Here is a 23,605-nt window from a genome sequence, read left to right as displayed (position 1 = left end):
GCGCTTGGTTATCCGTTTATCGCATGTGTTGCCGGCGCTAAGCCTTGGCCAGGAACAGGAACAGTGTGGGCTGCTTGTCCAGCTCGGGCGGCGGCTGGCGCTTCCAGTCCGCGATGCTTTGTGTGCGCACCCATTCGCGCTCGGTCGTGAGCGCGCGGGCGACGCACAGCAGGGTGGCGGGCCGCAGGGTGGCCAGCATCGTCGCGAACATGGCGCCGTTGCGATAGGGCGTTTCGATCAGGAGCTGGGTCTGGTTGTGCCGCGCCGAGGCCTGCTCCCATTCCCGCAGTTGGCGTGCGCGCTCGCCCGCATCGACCGGTGCGTAGCCGTGGAAGGCGAAGCGCTGGCCGTCGAGGCCGCTGGCCATGAGTCCGAGCAGGATGGAGGAGGGGCCCACCCAGGGCTGCACGCGTATGCCCAGGGCGTGCGCGGCGCGGGCCACGCGCGCGCCGGGGTCCGCCACGGCCGGGCAGCCGGCCTCGGAAACCAGGCCGATCTCGCCGCCCGCCGCGATGGGCTTGAGCCAGGCCGCGATGTCGCGGTCGTCGGTGCGGGCATCCAGGGTGTGAATGATGATTTCCTGGATCGGCCGCACGGTGCCGATGGCCTTCAGGAAGGCGCGCGCGGTCTTGGCGTTCTCGGCGATGTAGGTGTCCAGCCGGCCGGCCAGGGCGCGGGCCTCGGCGGGCAGCCAGCGCTCGGGCGGGGCGTCGCCGAGCGAGACGGGGACCAGGTGCAGGATGCCGGAGGATTTCATGCGCGGGGCTCCTCGAGCGCGTCCAGCGGGTCCATGCCGAAGCCGGCCAGCAGCCGGGTCAGGGCGATCAGCGGCAGGCCGATCAGGGCGGTGGGGTCGTCGCTTTCTATCCGCTCCATCAGTGCGATGCCCAGGGCCTCGGCCTTGGCGCTGCCGGCCGTGTCGTAGGGGCGCTCGGCGTGCAGGTAGGCGCGCAGCGCCCGGTCGGACAGTTCACGCAGCATGCACCGCGTGGTCACGACGGCGCTGGCGGGGTGCCGGCCGTCGTCCACCGCCACGGCGGTGTGGAAGGCCACCGTGCGGCCGCGCATGGCCTGCAGTTGCGCGAGCGCTTGCTCGAAGCCGCCGGGCTTGCCGATGGGGGCGCCGTCCACCGTCGCGACCTGGTCCGAACCGATCACCAGCGCGCCGGGGTGGGCCTGGCTCACGGCGCGGGCCTTGGCCAGGGCCAGGCGCAGGGCGAGGTCCCGGGGCGCTTCGCCCGGGGCCGGTGTTTCGTCCACGCCGGGCGCGGCCACGGAGAAGGGAAGCCGCAGGCGTTCGAGCAGTTCGCGGCGGTAGGGGGAGGTCGAGGCGAGGATCAGGGACCGCGCCGTGGTTTCAGGGCTTGCCATGGTGGGATAAGTGTTTGACTTGTTTGACTCTTTTCGGGTTTTCACGCTATTATCCAACGTTTTCCCGAGCTTCTTTTCCTTTCCGGGTGTCTTCACGGACTGCATGGCGGGACTGCGTGGACGTTTCGGAAAGCAGGCAGAAGAAAGTGCGGTGGAAAAACATGCAAGGCGGCAGGTCGTGAAAGACTCCAGCGAATCCGGCGCGGTGCGCCACATCGATGCGTTCGAGTTCGTCAGGCTCGGGCGATCGCTCGAAGGCAGCGCGCCGCTCGCGCGTTTCGTCCGCTTGCTGGACGGCTTGCCCGGGCAGGATCCTTCGGCGGTGGTGCGCTGGTCGGCCCAGGCCGATCGCGGTCCGCTGGGCGAACCCCTGATCCGGCTCGCGGTCGAAACGGTCCTGACCGTGCAGTGCCAGCGTTGCCTGGGGCCGCTGGCGATGCCCATCGAATCCGAGGTCGCGTTGCAGCTGGTCGAAACCGAGGCCGAGCTCGACGATCCGAATACGTTCGATGAGTCCGACCTGGAAGAGCTCGACGCGGAGCAGGATTTCGAGAAAGTGCTGGGGTCGCGCCGATTCGATCTGTTCGAGCAGGTCGAGGACGAGTTGATCCTGAGCGTGCCGTACGTTCCCCGGCACGACATCTGTCCCGATGGCGGGGGCGGGCCCTCGGGCGATGAACCCGAGAAAAAGCCGTCGCCGTTCGCGGTGCTGGCCGGGCTGAAGGGCTCGGCGGGCGATGTCGGCAAATAAGCGACATATTTTGTGTATAGTCGCAGCGGGCCGGACAAGGGGCCTTTGATTCCCCGGTCCGGCGCGATGCGGATAAGTAAGCGAGCGTTGTAAGCGTTTTCGCGGCAGTTTGGGTTTTTGGACGGCGTTTCGGGCAAGCCTGCGCAGACCGCCGTCATCATTCGAGAAAGCAGGTTTTAGAACTCGCGGCGGTCACGCGTAGGCATCTGGCTTACAATGCGCGCCGTTCCTAGGAGTCCAGTCACATGGCCGTTCAGCAAAACAAAAAGTCGCCCTCCAAGCGTGGTATGCACCGCGCCCACGATTTCCTGACCAATCCCCCGGTCGCCGTCGAACCGACCACGGGCGAGACGCACCTGCGTCACCACATCAGCCCCAACGGCATCTACCGCGGTCGCAAAGTCCTCAAGACCAAGAACGACGAGTGATACCGAACGGCCCCGGGCAGTCCCTTGCACTGGGGTCGTTTACTCAGGGGTGGAATGCGGACGCCGCGAGGCCTACAGGTCGGCGTTCTTCCCCTGGGCACTTGCGGAATGCATTTTCCGGTCTTGTCTGTCCCGCCGAACCAGGTTTGCCAATGACCGATACAGCATGTGTCTGTAGAGAGCCGGGCAGCCCTGAGGCGCGCGGACAGGCGTTTCTGCGTCCATGGCTATGATCCGTATCGCGATCGATTGCATGGGAGGCGATTTCGGCCTGCCCGTGACGATTCCTGCTGCCCTGGCGTTCTCCGACCGTCATCCCGGCGTCGAGCTGCTGCTCGTCGGCCTGGCCGACCAGATCGAAGCCCGCCTGGCTCAGGCCAAGGCCGCGCCCGCCCAGCGGGAGCGGCTGCGCATCGTGCCCGCCACCGAAGTCGTCACCATGGACGACAAGGTCGAGGTCGCGCTGCGCCGCAAGAAAGACTCCTCCATGCGCATCGCCGCCGAACTCGTGCGCGACGGCCAGGCCGACGCCTGCGTCTCGGCGGGGAACACCGGTGCATGGATGGCCATTTCCCGCTATGTGCTCAAGACGCTGGACGGCATCGACCGTCCCGCGATCGCCAAGGCCATTCCCAACCAGTCGGGCGGCATGACCGTCATCCTGGACCTGGGCGCCAACGTCGATTGCACGGCCGAGCACCTGCTGCAGTTCGCCATCATGGGTTCGGCGCTGGTTTCCAGCGTCGGCCATCGCGAGCGGCCCACCGTGGGCCTGCTCAACATCGGCGAGGAAGCGATCAAGGGCAACGACGTGGTCAAGCAGGCCGCCGAGCTGCTGCGCGGCAGCGCGCTGAACTTCCACGGCAACGTCGAGGGCAACGACATTTTCAAGGGCACCGTGGACGTGGTCGTCTGCGATGGCTTTGTTGGTAACATCGTGCTCAAGTCTTCCGAGGGCCTGGCCAAGATGCTGGGTGTCTTCATCAAGGAAGAGTTCAAGAGAAACCTGTTCACGCTGTTGATGGGCGCCATCGCCACGCCGGTGCTGAACCGCTTCCGCCAGCGCGTGGACCCGCGCCGCTACAACGGAGCGGCGCTGCTGGGATTGCGCGGCGTCGTCATCAAGAGCCATGGTTCCGCCGATACCTACGCGTTCGAATGGGCCCTGCAGGACGCCTACGACGCGGTCGAAAGCGGCTTGCTCGGCCGGACTGCGCAAACCATTGCGCAGATCACGAGCGTGCCGGCCGGCGGGATCGAGCATGAGGCCGGCCTCGAGCCGTCCTCGCACGGAGATATTGCATGAGTGCAACAACGGCGCATCCGTCCAGCAGCCCGGCTCCCGCGGCATGGTCGAGAATCGTCGGCTCGGGCAGTTGCCTGCCCGAGCGCGTGGTCAGCAATGACGAGCTGGCGGCCGAGCTGGCCCAGCGCGGCGTCGAGACGTCCGATGCCTGGATCGTCGAGCGTACCGGCATCCGCCAGCGCCACATCGCCGAGCGCGGCGTCACCTCCAGCGACCTCGGCACCGAGGCCGCGCGGCGCGCGCTGCAGGATGCCGGGATCGACGCCGCCGAGCTCGACCTCATCATCGTCGCGACCTCGACGCCCGATTTCGTCTTTCCCAGCACGGCCTGCCTGATCCAGGCCAGGCTCGGCGCCTCGCGCGCCGCGGCCTTCGACGTCCAGGCCGTGTGCACGGGCTTCATCTACGCGCTGACCACCGCCGACAGCTTCGTGCGCGCCGGCCGGGCCCGCAAGGCCCTGGTCATCGGCACCGAGGTCTTCTCGCGCATCCTGGACTGGAACGACCGGTCGACCTGCGTGCTGTTCGGCGACGGCGCCGGCGCCGTGGTGCTCGAGGCCTCGCCCGAGCCGGGCGTGATGGCCGCCAAGCTGCATGCCGATGGCAGCCAGACCAAGATCCTGTGCGCCGCGGGCAACGTGGCCTATGGCGAGGTGACCGGCGACCCCTTTCTGCGGATGGAGGGGCAGGCGGTCTTCAAGCAGGCCGTCACGGTGCTCGACCGGGTGGCGCAGGAAGTGATGGAGGAAGCGGGCGTGCCGCTGTCCGACCTGGATTGGCTCATTCCCCACCAGGCCAACGTGCGCATCATCAACGCCACCGCCAAGCGCCTCGGCATCCCGCTCGAACGCGTGGTGTCCACGGTGGACCTGCACGCCAACACCTCGGCGGCCAGCGTGCCGCTGGCCCTGGACGCCGCCCGCCGCGATGGCCGCGTCAAGCGGGGCGACCTGGTGATGCTGCAGGGCGTGGGCGGCGGATTCACGTGGGGCGCCGTGCTGGCGCGCATGTGAGTCCGGTAGGAAAACAGAACAAGCGGGGCTTTACCCATGACTAAAATCGCATTCGTCTTTCCCGGCCAGGGTTCGCAGTCGGTCGGCATGCTCGACGGCTTCGCGGGCAATGCGTCGGTGGCCGACGTCGTGGCCCGTGCCGGCGCCGCCCTGGGCGAGGACCTGGGCGGCCTGATGGCCAACGGCCCGGCCGAACAACTGAACCTGACCACCTACACCCAGCCGGTCATGCTGACCGCCGGCGTGGCGGCCTATGCCGCCTGGCAGGCGGCGGGCGGGCCGGTTCCGGCGGTCGTCGCCGGACACAGCCTGGGTGAGTACGCGGCGCTGGTCGCCGCCGGCTCGCTCACGCTCGAAGATGCCGTGCGGCTGGTCCGCATCCGTGCCGACGCCATGCAGTCCGCGGTGCCCGTGGGACAGGGCGGGATGGCGGCCATCCTGGGCCTGACCGACGACCAGGTGCGTGCCGCCTGCGCCGCCGCGGCCCAGGGCGAGGTGGTCGAGCCGGTGAACTTCAACGCACCGGCGCAGGTGGTGATCGCCGGCAACAAGGCCGCCGTGGAGCGCGCCTGCGAAGCCGCCAAGCAGGCGGGCGCCAAGCGCGCGCTGCCGCTGCCGGTTTCGGCGCCTTTCCATTCCAGCCTGATGCAGCCGGCCGCCCAGACGCTGGCCAAGGCGCTGGAAGCCATCGACATCCAGTCGCCCCATATCCCGGTGCTCAACAACGTGGACGTGGCCGCGCCGACCCAGCCGGCGGCGATCGCCGACGCGCTGGTCCGCCAGGCCTGGCATCCGGTACGATGGGTGGAAACCATACAGCTGATGCAGTCCCAGGGGATCACCCATGTCGTCGAGTGCGGGCCGGGCAAGGTGCTGACGGGCCTGGCCAAGCGCATCGCTCCCGACCTGACGGCGCTGGCCGTGACGGACCAGGCATCGCTTGAAGCCGCGTTGGCGGCGGTAGCCTCCAATTAGGGCTCCCCCCCCCCCTACGCGCTTCGCGCGCCCCCCAGGGGGCGATGCGGGTGGACCGGCGGAGCCGGATCCACCGCGTCCTGGCAAAAGCAGGAACGGGGGGGTAACTCGGGGTTGGATGGATAGTCTGGGGCGCTGGGGCGCGCCGGGGTGAGATAAGGAAAAATCATGGAATTGCAAGGCAAGGTCGCGCTGGTGACGGGCGCGTCGCGGGGGATAGGCAAGGCGATCGCGGCGGAATTGGCCGCGCGGGGCGCGACCGTGATCGGGACCGCGACGACCCAGGCCGGCGCCGACACCATCACGGAGGCGCTGGGCGGGTTCCCGGCCAAGGGCCGTGGCGTGGTGTTGCAGGTGAACGACGCCGCGGCGGTCGACGCGCTGGTGGACGAAATCGGCAAGGCCGACGGCGGTCTGCACATTTTGGTCAACAACGCCGGCATCACCCGGGATACACTCGCGATGCGCATGAAGGACGAGGATTGGTCGGCGGTGATCGACACCAATCTGACGGCGGTGTTCCGCCTGTCGCGTGCCGTCATGCGGGGGATGATGAAGGCCAAATGGGGCCGTATCATCAACGTGACCTCGGTGGTGGGGGCCAGCGGCAACGCCGGCCAGGCGAACTACGCCGCCGCCAAGGCCGGGGTGGCCGGCATGACCCGCGCCCTGGCGCGGGAACTGGGCAGTCGCAACATTACCGTCAACTGCGTGGCGCCGGGTTTCATCGATACCGACATGACCCGTGCCCTGGGGGACGAGCAGACCGGTGCCCTGCTGGGACAGATCCCGCTGGGCCGCCTGGGCCGTCCCGAAGACATCGCCCACAGCGTCGCCTTCCTGGCGTCGCCGGGGGCCGGATATGTAACCGGCGCCACCCTGCACGTCAACGGTGGCATGTACATGAATTGATTTCCGCGTATTGCAACCGCGATATGCATTCGTCCGGCCGGGCCGCTTTAGACAAGCGAGCTTGGCTATAATTCAGTTAGATATAGACCCTTTTGGAGGATCTCCATGGATAGCATCGAACAGCGCGTCAAGAAGATCGTCGCTGAGCAACTCGGCGTCAACGAAGCCGAGATCAAGAACGAATCTTCTTTTGTCGACGACCTCGGTGCCGATTCGCTCGATATGGTGGAACTCGTCATGGCGCTCGAAGACGAGTTCGAGACCGAGATTCCCGACGAGGAAGCCGAGAAGATCACGACCGTGCAGCAAGCCATCGACTACGTTGGCGCGCACATCAAGAAGTAAGTCGTTTTCGTGCGATGACGCAGGCGGCTCATCGGCCGCCTTCGTTTTTTAAGTTCGGCGCGGCCATGCGCGACCTTGCCGGAGTCAACGGCGGGAGGGCAGCTGCCGGATTCGCTTTTTCTCCGCGCACTTGAGGAGTAGTCAGTGAAGCGACGCGTCGTCATCACCGGTCTCGGTATCGTTTCCCCTGTGGGCAATGACATCGCCTCCGCATGGGACAACATCGTCAACGGCCGTTCAGGCATAGACCGCATCACCCGCTTCGATCCCACCGATTTCAACTGCCATATCGCCGGTGAAGTCAAAGGGTTCGACGCGAGCCAGTTCGTGCCCGCCAAGGAAGTGCGCCAGATGGATACCTTCATCCATTACGGCATCGCGGCCGGCGTGCAGGCCTTGAAGGACAGCGGGCTTGAAATCACCGATGCCAACGCCGAGCGCGTCGGCGTCATCGTCGGCTCGGGTATCGGCGGCCTGCCCCGCATCGAGGAAACCGAGGCCGATTACCTGCAGCGCGGTGCGCGCCGCATTTCGCCTTATTTCGTCCCGGCGTCGCTGATCAACCTGATCTCGGGCCAGCTGTCGATCCGCTTCGGCATGAAGGGGCCCAGCTACGCCGTGGTATCGGCGTGCACCACCGGCCTGCACAGCATCGGTGATGCCGCGCGCCTGATCGAATACGGCGATGCCGACGTCATGCTGGCCGGCGGCGCCGAGTCCACCGTGTCGCCGCTGGGCATCGGCGGCTTCGCCGCCATGCGCGCGCTGTCCACCCGCAACGACGACCCCAAGACGGCCTCGCGGCCCTGGGACCGCGATCGCGACGGCTTCGTGCTGGGCGAGGGCGCGGGCGTGCTGGTGCTCGAGGAATACGAACACGCCAAGAAGCGCGGCGCGCGCATCTACGGCGAATTCGCCGGCTACGGCATGAGTTCCGACGCCCACCACATCACGGCGCCCGATCGCGAAGGTCCTTGCCGCGGCATGGTCAACGCGCTGCGCAACGGCCGGATCAACAAGGAAGAGGTCCACTACGTCAATGCCCACGGCACGTCGACGCCGCTGGGGGACAAGAACGAGACCGAAGCCCTGAAGCTGGCCTTCGGCGACCACGCCAAGCAGATCGTGGTCAGCTCGACCAAGTCCATGACGGGCCACCTGCTGGGTGCCGCCGGCGGCATCGAAGCGGTGTTCACGACGCTGGCCATCTACAACCAGATTGCTCCGCCCACCATCAACATCTTCAATCAGGACCCCGAGTGCGATCTCGACTACTGCGCCAACCAGGCGCGGCAGATGAAGATCGACGTCGCGCTGTCGAACTCCTTCGGGTTCGGCGGTACCAACGGCACGATGATCGTGCGCAAGGTCTGATTTGAACGATCTCGGGGCGGCACCCTCCGGCCTGTCCATGCTGGCGCATCTGCGGCCTTCGCGCCGCGCCGGCCTGCTGGGGCATTGCATCGCCCTGGCAGCGGGATGGGCCGCGGCCGCCGGGACCTGGTTCGCGCTGGCCGGTTCGCCGCTGGCCTGGGCGGCAGCCCCGGCCGCCGGCCTGGGCCTGGCGCTGGGCGCCATTGGCTGCCAGCGCCGGGCGCGCCTGTCGTTTCGCGCGCTTGCCGTCGACGCCGGCGGCAACTGGTCGTTGGCCGACCGGCAGGGCTGGCGGCGTTTCCGGCCGCATCGCATCTGGCGTTCCCCCCTGGGCTGGCTGACGCTGCAAGGCGATCTCGCGCCGCCGCCGGGACGGCTCCAGCCGCCCGCGCGGGCGACGCTTACCGTATGGGCCGACAGCCTGGATGCCGGGGAGTGGCGGCAGCTGCGCATAGCCGTCGCCTGGACCGAGCAGCGGGGCGAGGGCCTGCTGGTCGCGCCCCAGGCCCGTGATCCCCGCCTGGGAACCCCGGCATGACGAGCGAACGCGAGATCGACGCCGAGCTGGTCGCCCGCGTGCAGCGGGGCGACAAGAAGGCGTTCGAGCTGTTGATGCTGAAGTATCAACGCAAGATCCTGCGCCTGTTGTCGCGTTTCATCCGCGATCCCAGCGAAATTGAAGACGTCGCCCAGGAGGCCTTCATCAAGGCCTATCGCGCGCTCCCGCAGTTTCGCGGGGAAAGCGCGTTCTACACCTGGCTCTACCGCATCGCGATCAACACCGCCAAGAACCATCTGGTGGCTTCGGGCCGGCGTCCCAGCTCGCCGTCCGAATATGAGAACGAGGACGGTGAAACTTTCGACGAAACCGACAACCTAAGCGATATCAATACGCCAGAATCCATGATGGCGACCCGCGAAATTGCCGAAACGGTCAATTTGGCGATCGAGGCTCTTCCCGAAGAGTTGCGAACGGCTATCGTGTTGCGCGAGATTGAAGGAATGAGCTATGAGGATATCGCCCAGTCGATGGGATGTCCCATAGGCACCGTGCGATCCCGGATCTTCCGGGCGCGCGAGGCAATTGCGGCCCGGTTGCGGCCTCTGCTGGATACCCAGGACGACAGGCGTTGGTAGCCGGGGGAGAGCAGGGCATGGATTTTGGGCAAAATGGCAGGTAACCGGGCAATCGGCAGCCCCGGAGGTTATGGAAATGCAGGTGACATCGCATCGGAATGAGTCCGTCGGTTTCGGCCAGGAAACGGCCGCGTCTGCGCAGGACGAACTGGACGGGTTGAATCGGGCCCGGGTAGAGGAATGGCTGTCGGCCTACATGGACGGCGAACTCGCCGACGAGGCCGATGAAGCGAAGGCGGCCGTGTCCGCCTATCTGGCTACGGGCGGCGGCCGCGCCGACTGGGACCTGTACCATCTGGTCGGCGACGTGGTGCGCACGCCCGAACTGGCGCTGCCCATGTCGTCCGGCTTCCATCAGCGCTTCCTCGAAGCGCTCGAACACGAGGCGCCCATCGTCGCGGCCCCCCGACGGACGGTCTCCCGCCGCTTCATGACGCGCTATGGTTTTCCCGGCCTGGCCGCCGCGGCCGCCGTCGCCTCGGTCACCTGGATCGCCCAGCCCTATTTCGGCGGGCAGGGTGCGCCGGTCGAGTTTTCCGCCAGCGCCCAGCCGGCCGCCGCGCCGGCCATCGCCCAGGTCGCCGCGCCGGCCGCTCGCCGGGCCGCGCCGGTGGTCGACGTTTCGCTGGGCGAGTACCTCGAGGCTCACCGGCAGATCGCTGGCCGGAGCGCCATCCGGCAGGTGTCGGCCACCTCTTTCGAACCCGCCGCAGGGCAACGTTGAAGGAAGGTCTCGTGTCGGAGGTTAGTCGTTCGGCCGTGGTGTGGTCCACGCGTTCCCTGGCGTTCGCCATGTTGTGCCTGGTGACGATCGCGTCCCAGGCGCAGTCCTCGGCCCCCGCGGTTCCGGCCGATGGCACCGGGTTGTTGCAGCGCATTCAGTCCTCGGCCCGGGAACTCAATTATTCCGGCGTCTTCGCGTATCAGCAGGGCGCCTCGATGCAGTCTTCCCGCATCACCCACGTCTACGACGGCAAGAGCGAGCACGAGCGGCTGGAACTGCTCGACGGCCAGCCGTTGGAGTTTCTGCGCAAGGACGACGAGATCCAGTGCCTGCTGCCGCAGAAGCGCGCGGTGCTGATCGAGACGCGCACCGCCCGCGACCGTTTTCCCGGCCTGATGATAGGCGGTCCGGACCAACTGGGCGAACACTACGACGTCAGCGTCGAGGCCGAGCCCGAGCGCGTGGCCGACCGCGATTGCCAGGTCATTACCCTGCGTCCCCGGGACAACGACCGCTATGGCTACCGGCTGTGCGCCGACAGCAGTTCCGGGCTGCTGCTGCGAGCCCAGACCCTGTCGCCCGAGGACGAGGTGGTCGAGCAGGTCGCGTTCATCGCGCTGCAGGTGGGGGCGGATGTCGACCGCAAGCAGCTCAAGCCGCGCTGGAAGACCGAGGGCTGGCGCGTCGTGCGCACGCAGCTCAAGCCGGTCAAGCTGGCCGATCTCGGCTGGAAGGTGGGCGAGCCGGTGGGTTTCCACAGGATGATGGAAGTCCAGCGGTCGATGGGCGGCAAGCCCGACGTCAAGCAGGTCATGCTCTCGGATGGCCTGGCGGCGATCTCCGTCTTCATCGAACCCTATAGCGAATCGCATCCCAAGCAGGTCGGGCCGGGCGTCCGCGGCGCTATCAACGTGGTGGGGCGCCGCCTGGGCGACCATTGGATCACCGTGCTGGGCGAGGCGCCCCTGGGCACGATCCAGCAGATCGCCGATTCGATAAGCTATACGCCGGTGGCCGCGCGCAAGCCCTGAGTGCTGCCGGTTTCCTGCCTTTTCTTTACCCGGAGCTTACATGTCAGTTTTCCATGGTGCTGCGCGCTATCCGCATCCAATGAAACGGGTGTGCTCGACCCTGGGCACCGCGTTGCTGCTGGCCTTGTTCGCCGCGTTGCTGCTGGTGGCCGGCCAGCCGGCGGCCCAGGCGCAGACTCGGGCCCTGCCTGATTTCACCGATCTGGTGGCCAAGGCCGATCCGGCCGTGGTCAACATCCGAACCACCGCCCGGGCCGTGGCGCGCGGCCCCTATGGCGGCGGGGGCGGCCAGGATCCCTACGAGCTTTTCCGCTGGTTCTTCGGCCCCGATTTCGTGCCTCCCGGCCGGGGGCCCCGGCAGCCGACCCCTCCGGGCAACAATGACGAGGGCCAGGAGGTGCCGCGTGGCGTGGGATCGGGGTTCTTCATCTCGGCCGACGGCTACATCCTGACCAACCACCACGTCGTCAACGGCGCCGACGACATCTACGTCACGCTGACGGACCGCCGCGAATTCAAGGCCAAGGTCATCGGCTCGGACGAACGCACCGACGTGGCCCTGATCAAGGTCGAGGCCGCGGGCATGACCCCGCTCAAGCCCGGCGATCCCACCCAGTTGCGCAAGGGCGAGTGGGTGATGGCCATCGGCTCGCCATTCGGGCTCGATTCCACCGTTACCGCGGGCATCGTCAGCGCCACCGGCCGGGATACGGGCGACTACCTGCCGTTCATCCAGACCGACGTGGCGGTCAACCCCGGCAACTCCGGCGGCCCGCTGCTGAACATGCGCGGCGAGGTGGTGGGCATCAATTCGCAGATCATCTCCCGCAGCGGCGGCTTCATGGGCATTTCGCTGGCCATTCCCATCGACGAAGCCATGCGCGTGGTCGACCAGCTGCGTTCCAGCGGGCGGGTCATCCGTGGCCGCATCGGCGTGCAGATCGGCGAAGTCAGCAAGGAAGTCGCCGATGCCATCGGGCTGGGCCGCACGGCCGGCGCCTCGGTGGGCATGGTGGAGCCGGGCAGTCCCGCCGAGAAGGCCGGGATCGAGCCGGGCGACGTCATCCTGAAGTTCAACGGCAAGACCATCGAGCGTTCGTCCGACCTGCCGCGCACGGTGGGCGAGACCAAGCCGGGCACCAAGGCCACGATTCAGGTCTGGCGGCGTGGCAGCACCCGCGACCTGTCCATCACCGTGGGCGAACTCGAGCCGGACAAGGCCGCCGCCGCCCGCCAGGACGAGGGCGGCAGCCAGGCCCAGAAGACCAACGTGCTGGGCCTGGCGGTGTCCGACCTGCCGGCCGCCCGCCGCCGCGAGCTGCGAGTCCGGGGCGGGGTGCAGGTGGATGCCGCCGACGGTCCCGCCGCCCGGGCCGGTATCCGCCAGGGGGATGTCATCCTGGCGCTGGACAATACCGAAATCACCGGCGCGTCGCAGTTCAACGGGCTGGTGGCCAAGATCGACCGGAACAAGGTCCATGGCGTGCTGGTCCGGCGCGACGACCTGACCCAGTGGGTGCCGATACGGCCCACGAGGTAGTCGGGCAGACATTCGCGCTCGGCGGTAAAATGCCGGGTCGCGACATATCTATCGGGCAGGCCGTGCGGGAACGTCCCGCACGGCTGATACAGGCGGGGCGCGTTGCGCCCCCTTTTTTTGCAAATCCCCAAGGGCACCGCGGACCCGGCCTCGCCGGTCAGCCAGTGCCGCGCCCCCTTGAAGGGGCGCGCGCAGCGCGTAGGGGGTGGGCTTACTACTTGGATCGCATGCAGCACATTCGCAATTTCTCCATCATTGCCCACATCGACCACGGCAAATCGACGCTTGCCGACCGCATCATCCATCGCTGCGGGGGCTTGTCGGATCGGGAAATGGAGGCCCAGGTACTCGACTCGATGGACATCGAGCGCGAGCGCGGCATCACGATCAAGGCTCAGACCGCCGCGCTGCACTATCAGGCGCGGGACGGCAAGACCTACAACCTGAACCTGATCGACACCCCGGGGCACGTGGACTTCTCGTACGAAGTCAGCCGCTCGCTGTCGGCCTGCGAGGGCGCGCTGCTGGTGGTCGATGCCTCCCAGGGCGTGGAGGCGCAGACCGTTGCCAACTGCTATACGGCCATCGAATTGGGCGTCGAGGTCGTGCCGGTGCTGAACAAGATGGACCTGCCGCAGGCCGATCCGGAAACCGCCAAGCAGGAAATCGAGGAAGTCATCGGGATCCCCGCGGATGACGCCATCCCGGCCAGCGCGAAGACCGGCATGGGGATCGACGACATCCTGGACGCGGTCATCGCCCGTATCCCGCCGCCCGAGGGCAGCGCCACCGAACCGCTGCAGGCGCTGATCATCGATTCGTGGTTCGACAACTACGTGGGCGTGGTGATGCTGGTGCGCGTGATCAACGGCGTGCTCAAGCCCAAGGAAAAGCTGCTGCTGATGGCCACGGGGGCAACCCACCTGTGCGAGCAGGTCGGCGTGTTCACGCCCAAGTCCGAGGCCCGCACGCACCTGTCGGCGGGGGAAGTGGGTTTCATCATCGCCGGCATCAAGGAACTCAAGCACGCCAAGGTGGGCGATACCATCACCCACGCCTCCAAGCCGGCGGCCACGCCGCTGCCGGGTTTCAAGGAGATCAAGCCGCAGGTGTTCGCTGGCCTCTACCCGGTCGAATCCAGCGAGTACGACTCGCTGCGCGATTCGCTGGAAAAGCTCAAGCTCAACGACGCCGCGCTGATGTACGACCCCGAGGTGTCGCAGGCGCTGGGCTTCGGCTTCCGCTGCGGTTTCCTGGGGCTGCTGCACATGGAAATCGTGCAGGAGCGGCTCGAGCGCGAGTTCGACATGGACCTCATCACCACCGCGCCGTCGGTGGTCTACGAGGTCGAGCTGCGCGACGGGTCGGTGGTCACCGTCGACAGCCCGTCCAAGATGCCCGAGGTGGGCAAGATCGCCGACGTGCGCGAGCCCATCGTCACGGTCACGCTGTTCATGCCGCAGGAGTACGTGGGGCCGGTCATCACCCTGTGCACGGCCAAGCGCGGCATCCAGATCAACATGGCCTACCACGGCCGCCAGGTCCACCTGACCTACGAGATCCCGCTGGCCGAGATCGTCCTGGACTTCTTCGACAAGCTCAAGTCCGTGTCCAGGGGCTATGCCTCGATGGACTACGAGTTCAAGGAATACCGCAGCGCCGACGTGGTGCGAGTCGACCTGCTGATCAACGGCGACAAGGTCGACGCGCTGTCGCTCATCGTGCACCGCGCCAACGCCCGCGCCCGCGGACGGGACGTGACCGCCCGCATGCGCGAGCTGATTCCCCGCCAGATGTACGACGTGGCCATCCAGGCCGCCATCGGCGCCGAGGTCATCGCGCGCGAGAACGTCAAGGCCTTGCGCAAGAACGTGCTGGCCAAGTGCTACGGCGGGGACATTTCCCGCAAGAAGAAGCTGCTCGAAAAGCAAAAGGCCGGCAAGAAGCGCATGAAGCAGGTCGGCAGCGTCGAGATTCCGCAAGAGGCCTTCCTGGCCATTCTGCAGGTGGAGGACAAATGAACCGCGGTGTTGTGAATCATATCGAGGGGAAGGCGGCATGAGCCTGAATTTCGCGCTGATCCTGTTCGTGCTGCTGGTCGTGACCGGCATCGTCTGGGCATTCGACCGCGTATCGCTGCGCCCGCAGCGCGCCGCCCGCATGGCCCGCGCCGCCGCCGAGTTCGACGCCGGGCGCGCCCAGTCGGTACGCGCCGCCAGCGGCGAGACCGAAGTCGTGCGCCAGCGCCAGGAAGTGGTGGACCGCGCCGGCAAGATGCCGTGGTGGGTGGAGTATTCGGTCAGCTTCTTCCCGGTCATCCTGTTCGTATTCGTGCTGCGCTCGTTCGTGGTCGAGCCATTCCGCATCCCATCCGGCTCGATGATCCCCACGCTGCAGATCGGCGATCTCATCCTGGTCAACAAGTTCTCGTACGGCCTGCGCCTGCCCATCGTGGACAAGAAGGTCGTCCCGCTGGGTGACCCCCAGCGCGGCGACGTCGTCGTCTTCCGCTATCCGGTCGATCCGCAGGTCGACTACATCAAGCGCGTGATCGGCGTGCCGGGCGACGAAGTGGCCTACCTGAACAAGCGGTTGACCATCAATGGCCAGGAAATACCCACGAAGAAAATAGGGGAATACTTCGACCCCGACCGGGTTTCCTATGCCGCGTTGTATAACGAAAATATCAAAGGTGTAGAACACCAGATATTGATAGATGAGCGGCGTTCGCCGGAAATCGATCCGTTTGGCGGCTTTCCGAACCGGGACGCTTGCGAATATTCCCGCGAGGGCGTGCGTTGCAAAGTGCCCGCAGGCAATTATTTCGTCATGGGCGATAATCGGGATAACAGCGCGGACAGCCGGTATTGGGGTTTCGTGCCGGATTCGAATATCGTGGGCAAGGCGTTTTTCGTCTGGATGAACTTCGGGGACCTGAAACGGATTGGCCGCTTCCATTGATGTCTTGCGCCATGCGCCGCACCGCATGAACTCGTCGCCTACCTCCGCCTGTCGCACCCCATTGCAAGCGCCCGCAGCGCGCAGGGGGGAGCCATGACCCTCGAAACCAGCCTCGCCTACAGTTTCAAGAACAAGAGCCTGCTGGAGCAGGCGCTGACGCATCGCAGCCATAGCAGCAGGCACAACGAGCGCCTGGAATTCCTGGGCGACAGCGTGCTGAATTGCGCGATCGCCTCCTTGCTGTATGACCGCTTCGCCCGCATCGACGAAGGCGACCTGTCCCGCCTGCGCGCGAACCTGGTCAAGCAGGCGTCGCTGGCGGATATCGCGCAGCGGGTGGAACTGTCGCGTTTCCTGCGGCTGGGCGAAGGCGAGCTGAAAAGCGGCGGTTTCCGCCGGCCCTCCATCCTGGCCGACACGCTCGAGGCCATCTTCGGCGCCATCTTCATGGATGGCGGCTTCGATGCGGCCAGCGCGGTAATCGCCCGACTCTACAAGCCGGTGCTCGAAACCGTCGATCCCAAGACGCTGGGCAAGGACGCCAAGACGCTGCTGCAGGAATACCTGCAGGGCCGCAAGATTGCGCTGCCGGTCTACACGGTGGTGGCCACGCACGGCGCGGCCCACAGCCAGGAATTCGAAGTCGAGTGCGCCATCCCCAAGCTGGATGTGCAGGTGGTCGGCATAGGCGGCAGCCGCCGCGCCGCCGAGCAGGCGGCCGCCAAGCAGGCACTGGAGGCGGCGCTGGCCGCCAACCCGACGCCCGCCAAGCGCTCGCCTCGTGCGCGCAAGACGGCGCAGTTGTCGCTGCCGGTGGCGGTGGCGCAGGAAGTGCCGGACGATTCGGCCAAGGCTGGAGAGGGCGCCGCCTCGGCCGCCGCGCCGATTGCCGCCAAGGCGCCCGTCGTCACCGAGGCGCCGGTCGCCAAGATCACCTCGACCCAGGCGGCCGAAGGCAAGGCGCCGGTCCCGGCGGCCGCTCCCCGGAAAGAACCCCAGGCAGTACCTTCGGCGCCGCAGCCTGCGGGCGAGACCCTGTCCGCCTCGAGCCAGCCCGCTGTCAAGAAATGACCATGTCTTCAGATTCCTCCACCGCCAGCCGCTGCGGTTTCGTCGCCATCGTCGGCCGGCCCAACGTGGGCAAGTCGACCCTGCTGAACGCGCTGATCGGCGCCAAGGTCAGCATCGTCTCGCGCAAGGCGCAGACCACGCGCCACCGCATCCACGGCGTCTTCACGCGAGGCCCCGAGCAATTCGTGTTCGTCGACACGCCCGGGTTCCAGACCCGCCACGGCGGCGCGATGAACCGCATGATGAACCGGGTGGTGACCCAGGCGCTGGCCGACGTGGACGCCGTGGTGCACGTGGTCGAGGCCGGCAAGTGGTCCGAGGGCGACGCCAACCTGCTGCCCCTGCTGCCGGCGCGGGCGCGGCGCATCCTGGCCGTGAACAAGACCGACCTGCTCAAGGACCGCGACGCGCTGTTTCCCTACGTATCGCGCATCATGGGGCTGCACCCCTACGATGCCGTCGTGCCGGTCAGCGCCGCCAAGTCGCGCCAGCTCGACCATCTGCTGGACGAAATCGCCAAGGGCCTGCCCGAAGGCGAGCCCATGTTCGAGGAAGACACCCTGACCGACCGGCCGGTGCGCTTCATCGCCAGCGAACTCATCCGCGAGAAGATCTTCCGCCTGGTCGGCGACGAGTTGCCCTACGGTTCCACCGTGGTCATCGAGCAATGGGAAGAGCAGCCCCGCGTGACCCGCATCGCGGCCTGCGTGATCGTCGACCGGGACAGCCACCGGCCGATCCTGCTGGGTACGGGCGGCGAACGGATGAAGCGCATCGCCACCGAGGCCAGGCAGGACATCGCCAAGCTGATCGACAAGCCGGTGCACCTGGAAATCTACGTAAAGGTGCGCAAGGGCTGGGCCGAGCGCGAAAGCGCGCTGCGCGACCTGGGTTATGAGTAATTCCCAGGATCCCGTGGCGCCGGACGAGATCTTGCCCGACGCCGCAGGATCGCTGTTCCGGCGGACGCCCCTGGGGGCCGCCCCCGCGCCGGCCAAGCAGGCGCGTCCGCGCGTCCGCGGGCAGCGGGTGGACGATGTTCCCGCCTTCCTGATCCACAGCTATCCCTATCGCGAAACCTCGCTGATCCTGGACGTGTTCACGCGTTCCCATGGAAGGCTGGCGCTGGTGGCCAAGGGCGCGAAGCGGCCCCATTCGGCGCTGCGGCCGGTGCTGATCGCCTTCCAGCGGCTGAGCCTGTCCTGGAGCGGTGCCGGCGAGATCAAGACCCTGGTGCGGGCCGAGTGGTTCGGGGCCCCGCAGCGTTTGCAGGGCGCGGCGGCCATGTCGGGCTGGTATTTGAACGAACTGCTGCTGCGCCTGCTGGGGCGCGACGATCCCCACGAGTCGCTGTACGACGCCTATGTCGAGGCCTTGTCCCGCCTGGCCGCGCATCCCCGGCTGTCGGGGGCCTTGCGGGCGTTCGAATGGCGGCTGCTGTGCGAGATCGGCTATGGCTTCGACCCGGCCGCCACGGGCGCGGACGAGCCCGTGCGGGCAGGGGCCCGCTACCGTGTCCCGCTGGAGGCGGGGCCGGAGCAGGAAGAGCCCGAAGCGCCGCAGTCGGGCACGCCCATCACCGGCGAATCGCTGCTGGCGCTGGCCGAGGGCCGCTTCGACGATGTCGCGGCCGAGCCCGAGCTGCGCCGCTTGCTGCGGGAACGGCTGGACTATCATATGAATGGCCGGCCGATGTCGACGCGGCAGGTCCTGCACGACCTGAGGAGTTTCCCGCCCCTACGCGCCGACGCGCGTCCCCCGGGTGGCGATGCGGGTGGACCGGCGGAGCCGGATCCACCGCATCCTGGAAAAATCGCCGACCGATAGGCGAGAGTGGGCTGAATGGACGGAATTGTTGGATATCTATGATTGATCTGGGCGTCAATATCGATCACGTGGCGACGCTGCGGCAGCAGCGGCACGCTTCCTACCCGGATCCGGTCCGGGCCGCGCTGGTGGCCGAGGAAGCCGGGGCGGACCTGATCACCCTGCATCTGCGCGAGGACCGCCGGCACATCCAGGACGCGGATGTCGAAAGCCTGCGGGGCAAGCTTCGCACGCGCATGAACCTGGAGTGCGCGATCACGCCGGAGATGCTGGCGATCGCCTGCCGGATCCGGCCGCAGGACGTCTGCCTGGTGCCCGAGAAGCGCCAGGAGCTGACCACCGAAGGCGGGCTGGACGTGCTGGGGCATTTCGACGAGGTGAAGGCCGCCGTGTCGCGCCTGCACGACGCCGGCGTGCGGGTGTCGCTGTTCATCGATCCGCAGGCGGATCAGATCGAGGCCGCCGCCCGCACGGGCGCGACCGTGATCGAGCTGCACACCGGCGCCTATGCCGAGGCCGTGGCCGATGCGGCGCAGCGCGAGCTGGCGCGCATCCGGGATGCGGTGGCGGTCGGGCTGCGGCAGGGCCTGCGGGTCAACGCGGGCCACGGATTGCACTACGAGAACGTGCAGCCGGTCGCGGCCCTGGATGGCATCGCCGAGCTCAACATCGGCCATGCCATCATCGCCCAATCCGTGTTCAGCGGCCTGGAGGCCGCGGTGCGCGAGATGAAGGCCCTGATGATCACCGCGCGCAGCGGCGCCTTGCCGAGACCGGCGCATTGATGCCCGAGTCGCTGCGCGACGGCGCGCTTCCCGCCCTGGCCGGCATCGGCATCGACCTGCTGCGGGTCGAGCGCATCGAACAGGCCCTGGCCCGGCGCGGCGACCGCTTCGCGCAGAAGATCCTGGGCGCCGAGGAATTCGCGAAATTCACCGCGCGCAGGAACCGCGACCCGCAGCGCGGCGTGCGTTTCCTGGCCACCCGTTTCGCCGCCAAAGAGGCCTTTTCCAAGGCCGTGGGACTGGGCATGCGCATGCCCATGACCTGGCGCCGCATGCAGACGCTCAACGCTCCCGGCGGACGGCCCATCGTGGTCCTGGCCGAGCCGCTCAAGACCTGGTACGAGGCGCGCTTCGGCGCCGCCCACGTGTCGCTGACCGACGAACACGACATGGTTGCGGCCTACGTCATCGTCGAGACGCGGCGCCCGTGAAGAATCCGATCATGACTGCATCCCTTGCTTCCTCTTCGTTTGCCCCCGGCCCCGTGATGGTGGACGTGGCGGGTCTCGAGCTGACCGCCGCCGAGGCCGAGCGGCTGCGCCATCCGCTGGTGGGCGGGGCGATCCTGTTCGCCCGCAATTTCCGCGACCGGGCGCAACTGGCCAGGCTGACCTCCGACATCCATGCCGCGCGCGGCGAGCCGCTGCTGATCGCGGTCGACCACGAGGGCGGACGGGTCCAACGTTTCCGCAGCGACGGCTTCACCGCGCTGCCGCCCATGCGCGCCCTGGGCCGCTTGTGGGAAAGCGATCCGCTCGAAGCCATGCGCATGGCGACCGATACCGGCCGGGTGCTGGCCGCCGAATTGCGGGCCTGCGGCGTGGACCTGAGCTTCACGCCGGTGCTGGACCTGGATTTCGGCGAAAGCCGGGTCATCCGCGATCGCTCCTTCCACCGCGACCCGCGCGTGGTGGCCATGCTGGCCCGCGCGCTGATCCAGGGCCTGGCGCTGGCCGGCATGTCCGCCTGCGGCAAGCATTTCCCCGGCCACGGCTTTGCCGCGGCCGATTCCCACCATGAAATCCCGGTGGACGACCGGGCGCTGGACGAGGTGCTGGGCGAGGACGCCCAGCCCTATCGCTGGCTGGGCGACGCCATCCTGGGCGCCGTGATGCCGGCGCACGTCATCTATCCGAAGGTCGACAAATCGCCCGCCGGGTTCTCGCGCAAGTGGGTGACGACCGTGCTGCGCAAGCGCCTCCAGTACGGCGGCGTGGTGTTCTCCGATGATCTCACCATGGAAGGCGCCTCGGTGGCGGGCGACATCCATGGCCGGGCGATGGCCGCGCTGCGCGCGGGCTGCGACATGGTGCTGGTCTGCAACCGGCCCGACCTGGCGGACGACCTGCTGGGCCGGCTCGAGTGGGCCCAGGATCCGGCCTCGGTGGCGCGCATCCGTTCGCTCAAGCCGAAATTCGCCGCCCGGGACTGGCAGACGCTGACGGCCGATCCGGCCTATCGCAAGGCCCGCAAGGCGGTCCAGGCGCTGGCGCGGGCCGGCGCCTGAGGGAAGGGCGGGACATGGCCGGCCACAAGCAGGACGAGACCCAGGCTCCGGAAACGCCGGCGGCCCCGCAAGACGCCCCGGAGGCCTTCGACATCAAGTCCTTCCTGGCGCAGCTTCCGCACCTGCCGGGCGTGTACCGGCATATCAACGCGGAAGGCGAGGTGATGTACGTCGGCAAGGCGCGCGACCTGAAGAAGCGCGTGTCCTCGTATTTCCAGAAGCAGGTGGGCAGCCCGCGCATCGCGCACATGCTGGCCCGGGTGACGCGCGTCGAGGTCACCGTGACGCGATCCGAGGCCGAGGCCCTGCTGCTGGAAAACAACCTGATCAAATCGCTGGCGCCGCGCTACAACATCCTGTTCCGCGACGACAAGTCCTATCCCTACCTGAAGGTCAGCGGCCACGCCTTTCCCCGCATCGCCTACTACCGCGGGGCCACCGATCGCGCCAACCAGTATTTCGGCCCGTTCCCCAACGTGTGGGCGGTGCGCGAAAGCATCCAGATCCTGCAGAAGGTCTTCCGCCTGCGTACCTGCGAGGACACCGTCTTCGCCAACCGCTCGCGGCCCTGTCTGCTCTATCAGATCCATCGCTGCTCCGGGCCCTGCGTAGGCCTGGTCTCGCCCGAGGACTACGCGCTGGACGTGGAGCGGGCCACGCAGTTCCTGCGCGGCCAGACCCAGGCCGTGCTGACCGACATCGAGACCCGGATGTTCGCCGCGTCGCAGGAGATGCGCTTCGAGGAAGCCGCCACGCTGCGCGATCAGTTGTCGGCGCTGTCCCGCGTGCTGCACCAGCAGACCATGGAAGGGGGCAGCGGCGATACCGACGTGATCGCGGTCGACATGCAGGGGGGCAAGGTCTGCGTGAACCTGGCGATGATACGGGGCGGGCGCCACCTGGGCGACAAGGCCTTCTTCCCCACGCATACCGACGGCGATTCGCCCGCCGAGGTGCTGGAGGCCTTCCTGTCCCAGCACTACATCGACCGCGCCTTGCCCGGCACCATCGTGGTGTCGCATCCCTTGCCCGACGCCGACCTGGTCGCGATGCTGGCGGAGCAGGCCGGCTCGAAGGTCAATCTGGTCAAGCAGCCGCAGGGCGTGCGCAAGAGCTGGCTCGAACAGGCCAGGAAGAACGCCGAACTGGCGCTGGCGCGCGTGCTGGCCGAGGCCGGGTCGCAGCAGGCGCGCACCGCCGCCCTGGCCCAGGTGCTGGGCATAGACGCCGACGAGGCCGCGCTGGAAACCCTGCGCATGGAGTGCTTCGACATCAGCCATACGGCGGGCGAGGCGACGCAGGCCTCGTGCGTGGTCTATCACCACCACGCGATGCAGCCCAAGGAGTATCGTCGCTACAATATCGACGACATCACCGGCGGCGACGACTACGCGGCCATGCGGCAGGTGCTGACCCGCCGCTACGAGAAAATCGCCGACGGGGGCGGGATCATGCCCGACGTCGTGCTGATCGACGGCGGCAAGGGGCAGGTCGAGATCGCCCGCCAGGTATTCGCCGAACTGGGGCTGGACATCGGCCTGCTGGTCGGCGTCGCCAAGGGGGAAGGGCGCAAGGTCGGCCTGGAAACGCTGATCTTCGCCGACGGCCGCGAGCCGCTGGCGCTGGGGGGCGAATCGGCCGCGTTGATGCTGGTCGCGCAGATCCGCGACGAGGCCCACCGGTTCGCCATCACCGGCATGCGTGCGCGGCGGGCCAAGACCCGCAACGTGTCGCGGCTGGAGGAAATCGAGGGCGTCGGCGCCAAGCGCCGGCAGCGTCTGCTGGCGCGCTTCGGCGGCCTGCGCGGGGTGGTCTCGGCCAGCGTGGAGGACCTGGCGTCCGTCGAGGGCATCTCCCTGGAGCTGGCCGAGCGCATCCACCGGCAATTGCACTAGGGCCTGTCCACAGCCCCAGCCTTCCCGAGAACTTTTCCCCGTAGCCTGTTAGCATTCGACCATGCCTCTGAACCTGCCGATTATCCTGACCTGGGTGCGGATCGCCATGATCCCGCTGGTCGTCAGCGTGTACTACGTACCGGAGCATGTGCTGCCCACGGCCGTGCGCGATGCGGTGGCCACGGGCATGTTCATCTTCGCCGCGCTGACGGACTGGCTGGACGGCTGGCTGGCGCGGCGGCTGAACCAGACTTCCTCGTTCGGCGCCTTCCTGGACCCCGTGGCCGATAAGCTCATGGTCAGCGCGGCGCTGCTCGTGCTGCTGAACCTGGGGCGGGTCGACGCCATGATCGCGCTGGTCATCATCGGCCGCGAGATCACCATTTCGGCCCTGCGCGAGTGGATGGCCAAGATCGGCGCCAGCACCAGCGTCGCCGTGCACTGGCTGGGCAAGTTCAAGACCGCGGCGCAAATGACGGCCATCCCGTGCCTGCTGTATGGCGGGCGCGTATTGGGTATCGACCTGCTGTGGTGGGGATCGCGGCTGATAGAGATCGCCGCCGTGCTGACGGTGTGGTCGATGATGTATTACCTGCAGCGGGCCTGGCCGGTCATCCGGCGATCGACTTAGGGCGCCGGCAGGGGCAGGATT

The 23,605-nt window shown here is 67.5% G+C and carries 25 protein-coding genes; 23 read left to right on the top strand and 2 right to left on the bottom strand.

The features are described 5' to 3' along the window. Nucleotides 1-37: 37 nt before the first annotated feature. Both EGT29_RS15895 and EGT29_RS15890 read right to left on the bottom strand, forming a co-directional pair. Entirely contained in the window at nucleotides 38-757 is a 720-nt protein-coding gene (locus EGT29_RS15895) for an SAM-dependent methyltransferase (RefSeq protein ID WP_124689894.1), read from the bottom strand. Continuing rightward, nucleotides 754-1,371 (bottom strand): Maf family nucleotide pyrophosphatase, encoded by a 618-nt coding sequence (locus EGT29_RS15890; protein ID WP_124689893.1) that lies wholly within the window; start codon nucleotides 1,369-1,371, stop codon nucleotides 754-756. Before EGT29_RS15890 ends, EGT29_RS15895 begins: the two co-directional genes overlap by 4 nt. A 178-nt stretch (nucleotides 1,372-1,549) precedes the next feature. Here EGT29_RS15890 and EGT29_RS15885 point away from each other — a divergent pair, with 178 nt between their 5' ends. The 23 genes from EGT29_RS15885 to pgsA all read left to right on the top strand — a co-directional run bounded on the left by EGT29_RS15885 (nucleotide 1,550) and on the right by pgsA (nucleotide 23,584). Continuing rightward, on the top strand, nucleotides 1,550-2,122 hold the full coding sequence (locus EGT29_RS15885; RefSeq protein ID WP_238160013.1) for a DUF177 domain-containing protein: 573 nt from the start codon (nucleotides 1,550-1,552) through the stop codon (nucleotides 2,120-2,122). A 245-nt stretch (nucleotides 2,123-2,367) separates the two neighbouring features. Then, nucleotides 2,368-2,550: a 50S ribosomal protein L32 gene (gene rpmF, locus EGT29_RS15880; protein WP_087840528.1), complete on the top strand. Its 183-nt coding sequence runs from the start codon at nucleotides 2,368-2,370 to the stop codon at nucleotides 2,548-2,550. A gap of 229 nt (nucleotides 2,551-2,779) precedes the next feature. Continuing rightward, entirely contained in the window at nucleotides 2,780-3,856 is a 1,077-nt protein-coding gene (gene plsX / locus EGT29_RS15875; protein ID WP_124692384.1) for a phosphate acyltransferase PlsX, read from the top strand. Next, on the top strand, nucleotides 3,853-4,869 hold the full coding sequence (locus EGT29_RS15870) for a beta-ketoacyl-ACP synthase III (RefSeq protein ID WP_124689891.1): 1,017 nt from the start codon (nucleotides 3,853-3,855) through the stop codon (nucleotides 4,867-4,869). Before plsX ends, EGT29_RS15870 begins: the two co-directional genes overlap by 4 nt. Nucleotides 4,870-4,905: 36 nt before the next feature. Next, complete coding sequence (fabD, locus tag EGT29_RS15865) at nucleotides 4,906-5,844, top strand: ACP S-malonyltransferase (RefSeq protein ID WP_124689890.1); 939 nt, start codon at nucleotides 4,906-4,908, stop codon at nucleotides 5,842-5,844. Nucleotides 5,845-6,012: 168 nt separating this feature from the next. After that, on the top strand, nucleotides 6,013-6,756 hold the full coding sequence (gene fabG / locus EGT29_RS15860; RefSeq protein ID WP_124689889.1) for a 3-oxoacyl-ACP reductase FabG: 744 nt from the start codon (nucleotides 6,013-6,015) through the stop codon (nucleotides 6,754-6,756). 105 nt (nucleotides 6,757-6,861) lie between these two features. Further along, entirely contained in the window at nucleotides 6,862-7,101 is a 240-nt protein-coding gene (acpP, locus tag EGT29_RS15855; RefSeq protein WP_087779058.1) for an acyl carrier protein, read from the top strand. 144 nt (nucleotides 7,102-7,245) lie between these two features. After that, nucleotides 7,246-8,475, top strand: coding sequence for a beta-ketoacyl-ACP synthase II (gene fabF / locus EGT29_RS15850; RefSeq protein WP_124689888.1), 1,230 nt, complete (start codon nucleotides 7,246-7,248; stop codon nucleotides 8,473-8,475). 1 nt (nucleotide 8,476) lies between these two features. Further along, nucleotides 8,477-9,013, top strand: coding sequence for a hypothetical protein (locus EGT29_RS15845; RefSeq protein WP_124689887.1), 537 nt, complete (start codon nucleotides 8,477-8,479; stop codon nucleotides 9,011-9,013). Then, the gene (gene rpoE / locus EGT29_RS15840; RefSeq protein WP_124689886.1) at nucleotides 9,010-9,612 is read left to right on the top strand and encodes an RNA polymerase sigma factor RpoE; all 603 of its coding nucleotides are present in this window, start codon (nucleotides 9,010-9,012) and stop codon (nucleotides 9,610-9,612) included. The genes EGT29_RS15845 and rpoE overlap by 4 nt, the downstream gene beginning before the upstream one ends. An 82-nt stretch (nucleotides 9,613-9,694) precedes the next feature. Further along, nucleotides 9,695-10,336: a sigma-E factor negative regulatory protein gene (locus EGT29_RS15835; protein ID WP_341433931.1), complete on the top strand. Its 642-nt coding sequence runs from the start codon at nucleotides 9,695-9,697 to the stop codon at nucleotides 10,334-10,336. A gap of 11 nt (nucleotides 10,337-10,347) precedes the next feature. Next, nucleotides 10,348-11,367 carry a MucB/RseB C-terminal domain-containing protein gene (locus tag EGT29_RS15830; protein ID WP_238160012.1) on the top strand — a complete coding sequence of 340 codons (1,020 nt, stop codon included), beginning with the start codon at nucleotides 10,348-10,350 and terminating at the stop codon, nucleotides 11,365-11,367. A gap of 79 nt (nucleotides 11,368-11,446) precedes the next feature. Further along, nucleotides 11,447-12,907: a DegQ family serine endoprotease gene (locus EGT29_RS15825; RefSeq protein ID WP_124692382.1), complete on the top strand. Its 1,461-nt coding sequence runs from the start codon at nucleotides 11,447-11,449 to the stop codon at nucleotides 12,905-12,907. Nucleotides 12,908-13,134: 227 nt separating this feature from the next. Further along, nucleotides 13,135-14,928, top strand: a complete 1,794-nt coding sequence (gene lepA / locus EGT29_RS15820; protein ID WP_124689884.1) for a translation elongation factor 4 — start codon at nucleotides 13,135-13,137, stop codon at nucleotides 14,926-14,928. A 37-nt stretch (nucleotides 14,929-14,965) separates the two neighbouring features. Continuing rightward, nucleotides 14,966-15,868, top strand: coding sequence for a signal peptidase I (lepB, locus tag EGT29_RS15815; RefSeq protein ID WP_124689883.1), 903 nt, complete (start codon nucleotides 14,966-14,968; stop codon nucleotides 15,866-15,868). 93 nt (nucleotides 15,869-15,961) lie between these two features. Further along, nucleotides 15,962-16,939, top strand: coding sequence for a ribonuclease III (rnc, locus tag EGT29_RS15810; protein ID WP_124689882.1), 978 nt, complete (start codon nucleotides 15,962-15,964; stop codon nucleotides 16,937-16,939). Between the two features lie 2 nt (nucleotides 16,940-16,941). Next, nucleotides 16,942-17,841 (top strand): GTPase Era, encoded by a 900-nt coding sequence (gene era / locus EGT29_RS15805; RefSeq protein WP_124689881.1) that lies wholly within the window; start codon nucleotides 16,942-16,944, stop codon nucleotides 17,839-17,841. Continuing rightward, the gene (gene recO, locus EGT29_RS15800) at nucleotides 17,834-18,766 is read left to right on the top strand and encodes a DNA repair protein RecO (RefSeq protein ID WP_124689880.1); all 933 of its coding nucleotides are present in this window, start codon (nucleotides 17,834-17,836) and stop codon (nucleotides 18,764-18,766) included. Before era ends, recO begins: the two co-directional genes overlap by 8 nt. Before the next feature lie 38 nt (nucleotides 18,767-18,804). Next, the gene (gene pdxJ / locus EGT29_RS15795) at nucleotides 18,805-19,551 is read left to right on the top strand and encodes a pyridoxine 5'-phosphate synthase (RefSeq protein WP_124689879.1); all 747 of its coding nucleotides are present in this window, start codon (nucleotides 18,805-18,807) and stop codon (nucleotides 19,549-19,551) included. Further along, nucleotides 19,551-19,982 carry a holo-ACP synthase gene (gene acpS, locus EGT29_RS15790; RefSeq protein ID WP_124689878.1) on the top strand — a complete coding sequence of 144 codons (432 nt, stop codon included), beginning with the start codon at nucleotides 19,551-19,553 and terminating at the stop codon, nucleotides 19,980-19,982. Before pdxJ ends, acpS begins: the two co-directional genes overlap by 1 nt. Before the next feature lie 11 nt (nucleotides 19,983-19,993). Then, nucleotides 19,994-21,058, top strand: coding sequence for a beta-N-acetylhexosaminidase (gene nagZ / locus EGT29_RS15785; protein WP_124689877.1), 1,065 nt, complete (start codon nucleotides 19,994-19,996; stop codon nucleotides 21,056-21,058). A gap of 14 nt (nucleotides 21,059-21,072) precedes the next feature. Beyond that, nucleotides 21,073-22,953, top strand: a complete 1,881-nt coding sequence (gene uvrC / locus EGT29_RS15780; RefSeq protein ID WP_124689876.1) for an excinuclease ABC subunit UvrC — start codon at nucleotides 21,073-21,075, stop codon at nucleotides 22,951-22,953. A 61-nt stretch (nucleotides 22,954-23,014) separates the two neighbouring features. Next, nucleotides 23,015-23,584: a CDP-diacylglycerol--glycerol-3-phosphate 3-phosphatidyltransferase gene (gene pgsA / locus EGT29_RS15775; protein WP_124689875.1), complete on the top strand. Its 570-nt coding sequence runs from the start codon at nucleotides 23,015-23,017 to the stop codon at nucleotides 23,582-23,584. Nucleotides 23,585-23,605: the final 21 nt, after the last annotated feature.

Origin of the sequence: Pigmentiphaga sp. H8, assembly GCF_003854895.1 — a bacterium.
Taxonomy (GTDB): domain Bacteria; phylum Pseudomonadota; class Gammaproteobacteria; order Burkholderiales; family Burkholderiaceae_B; genus Pigmentiphaga.
The sequence above is the reverse complement of the archived record's forward strand: the minus strand, read 5'-3'. Positions and strand labels throughout refer to the sequence as shown.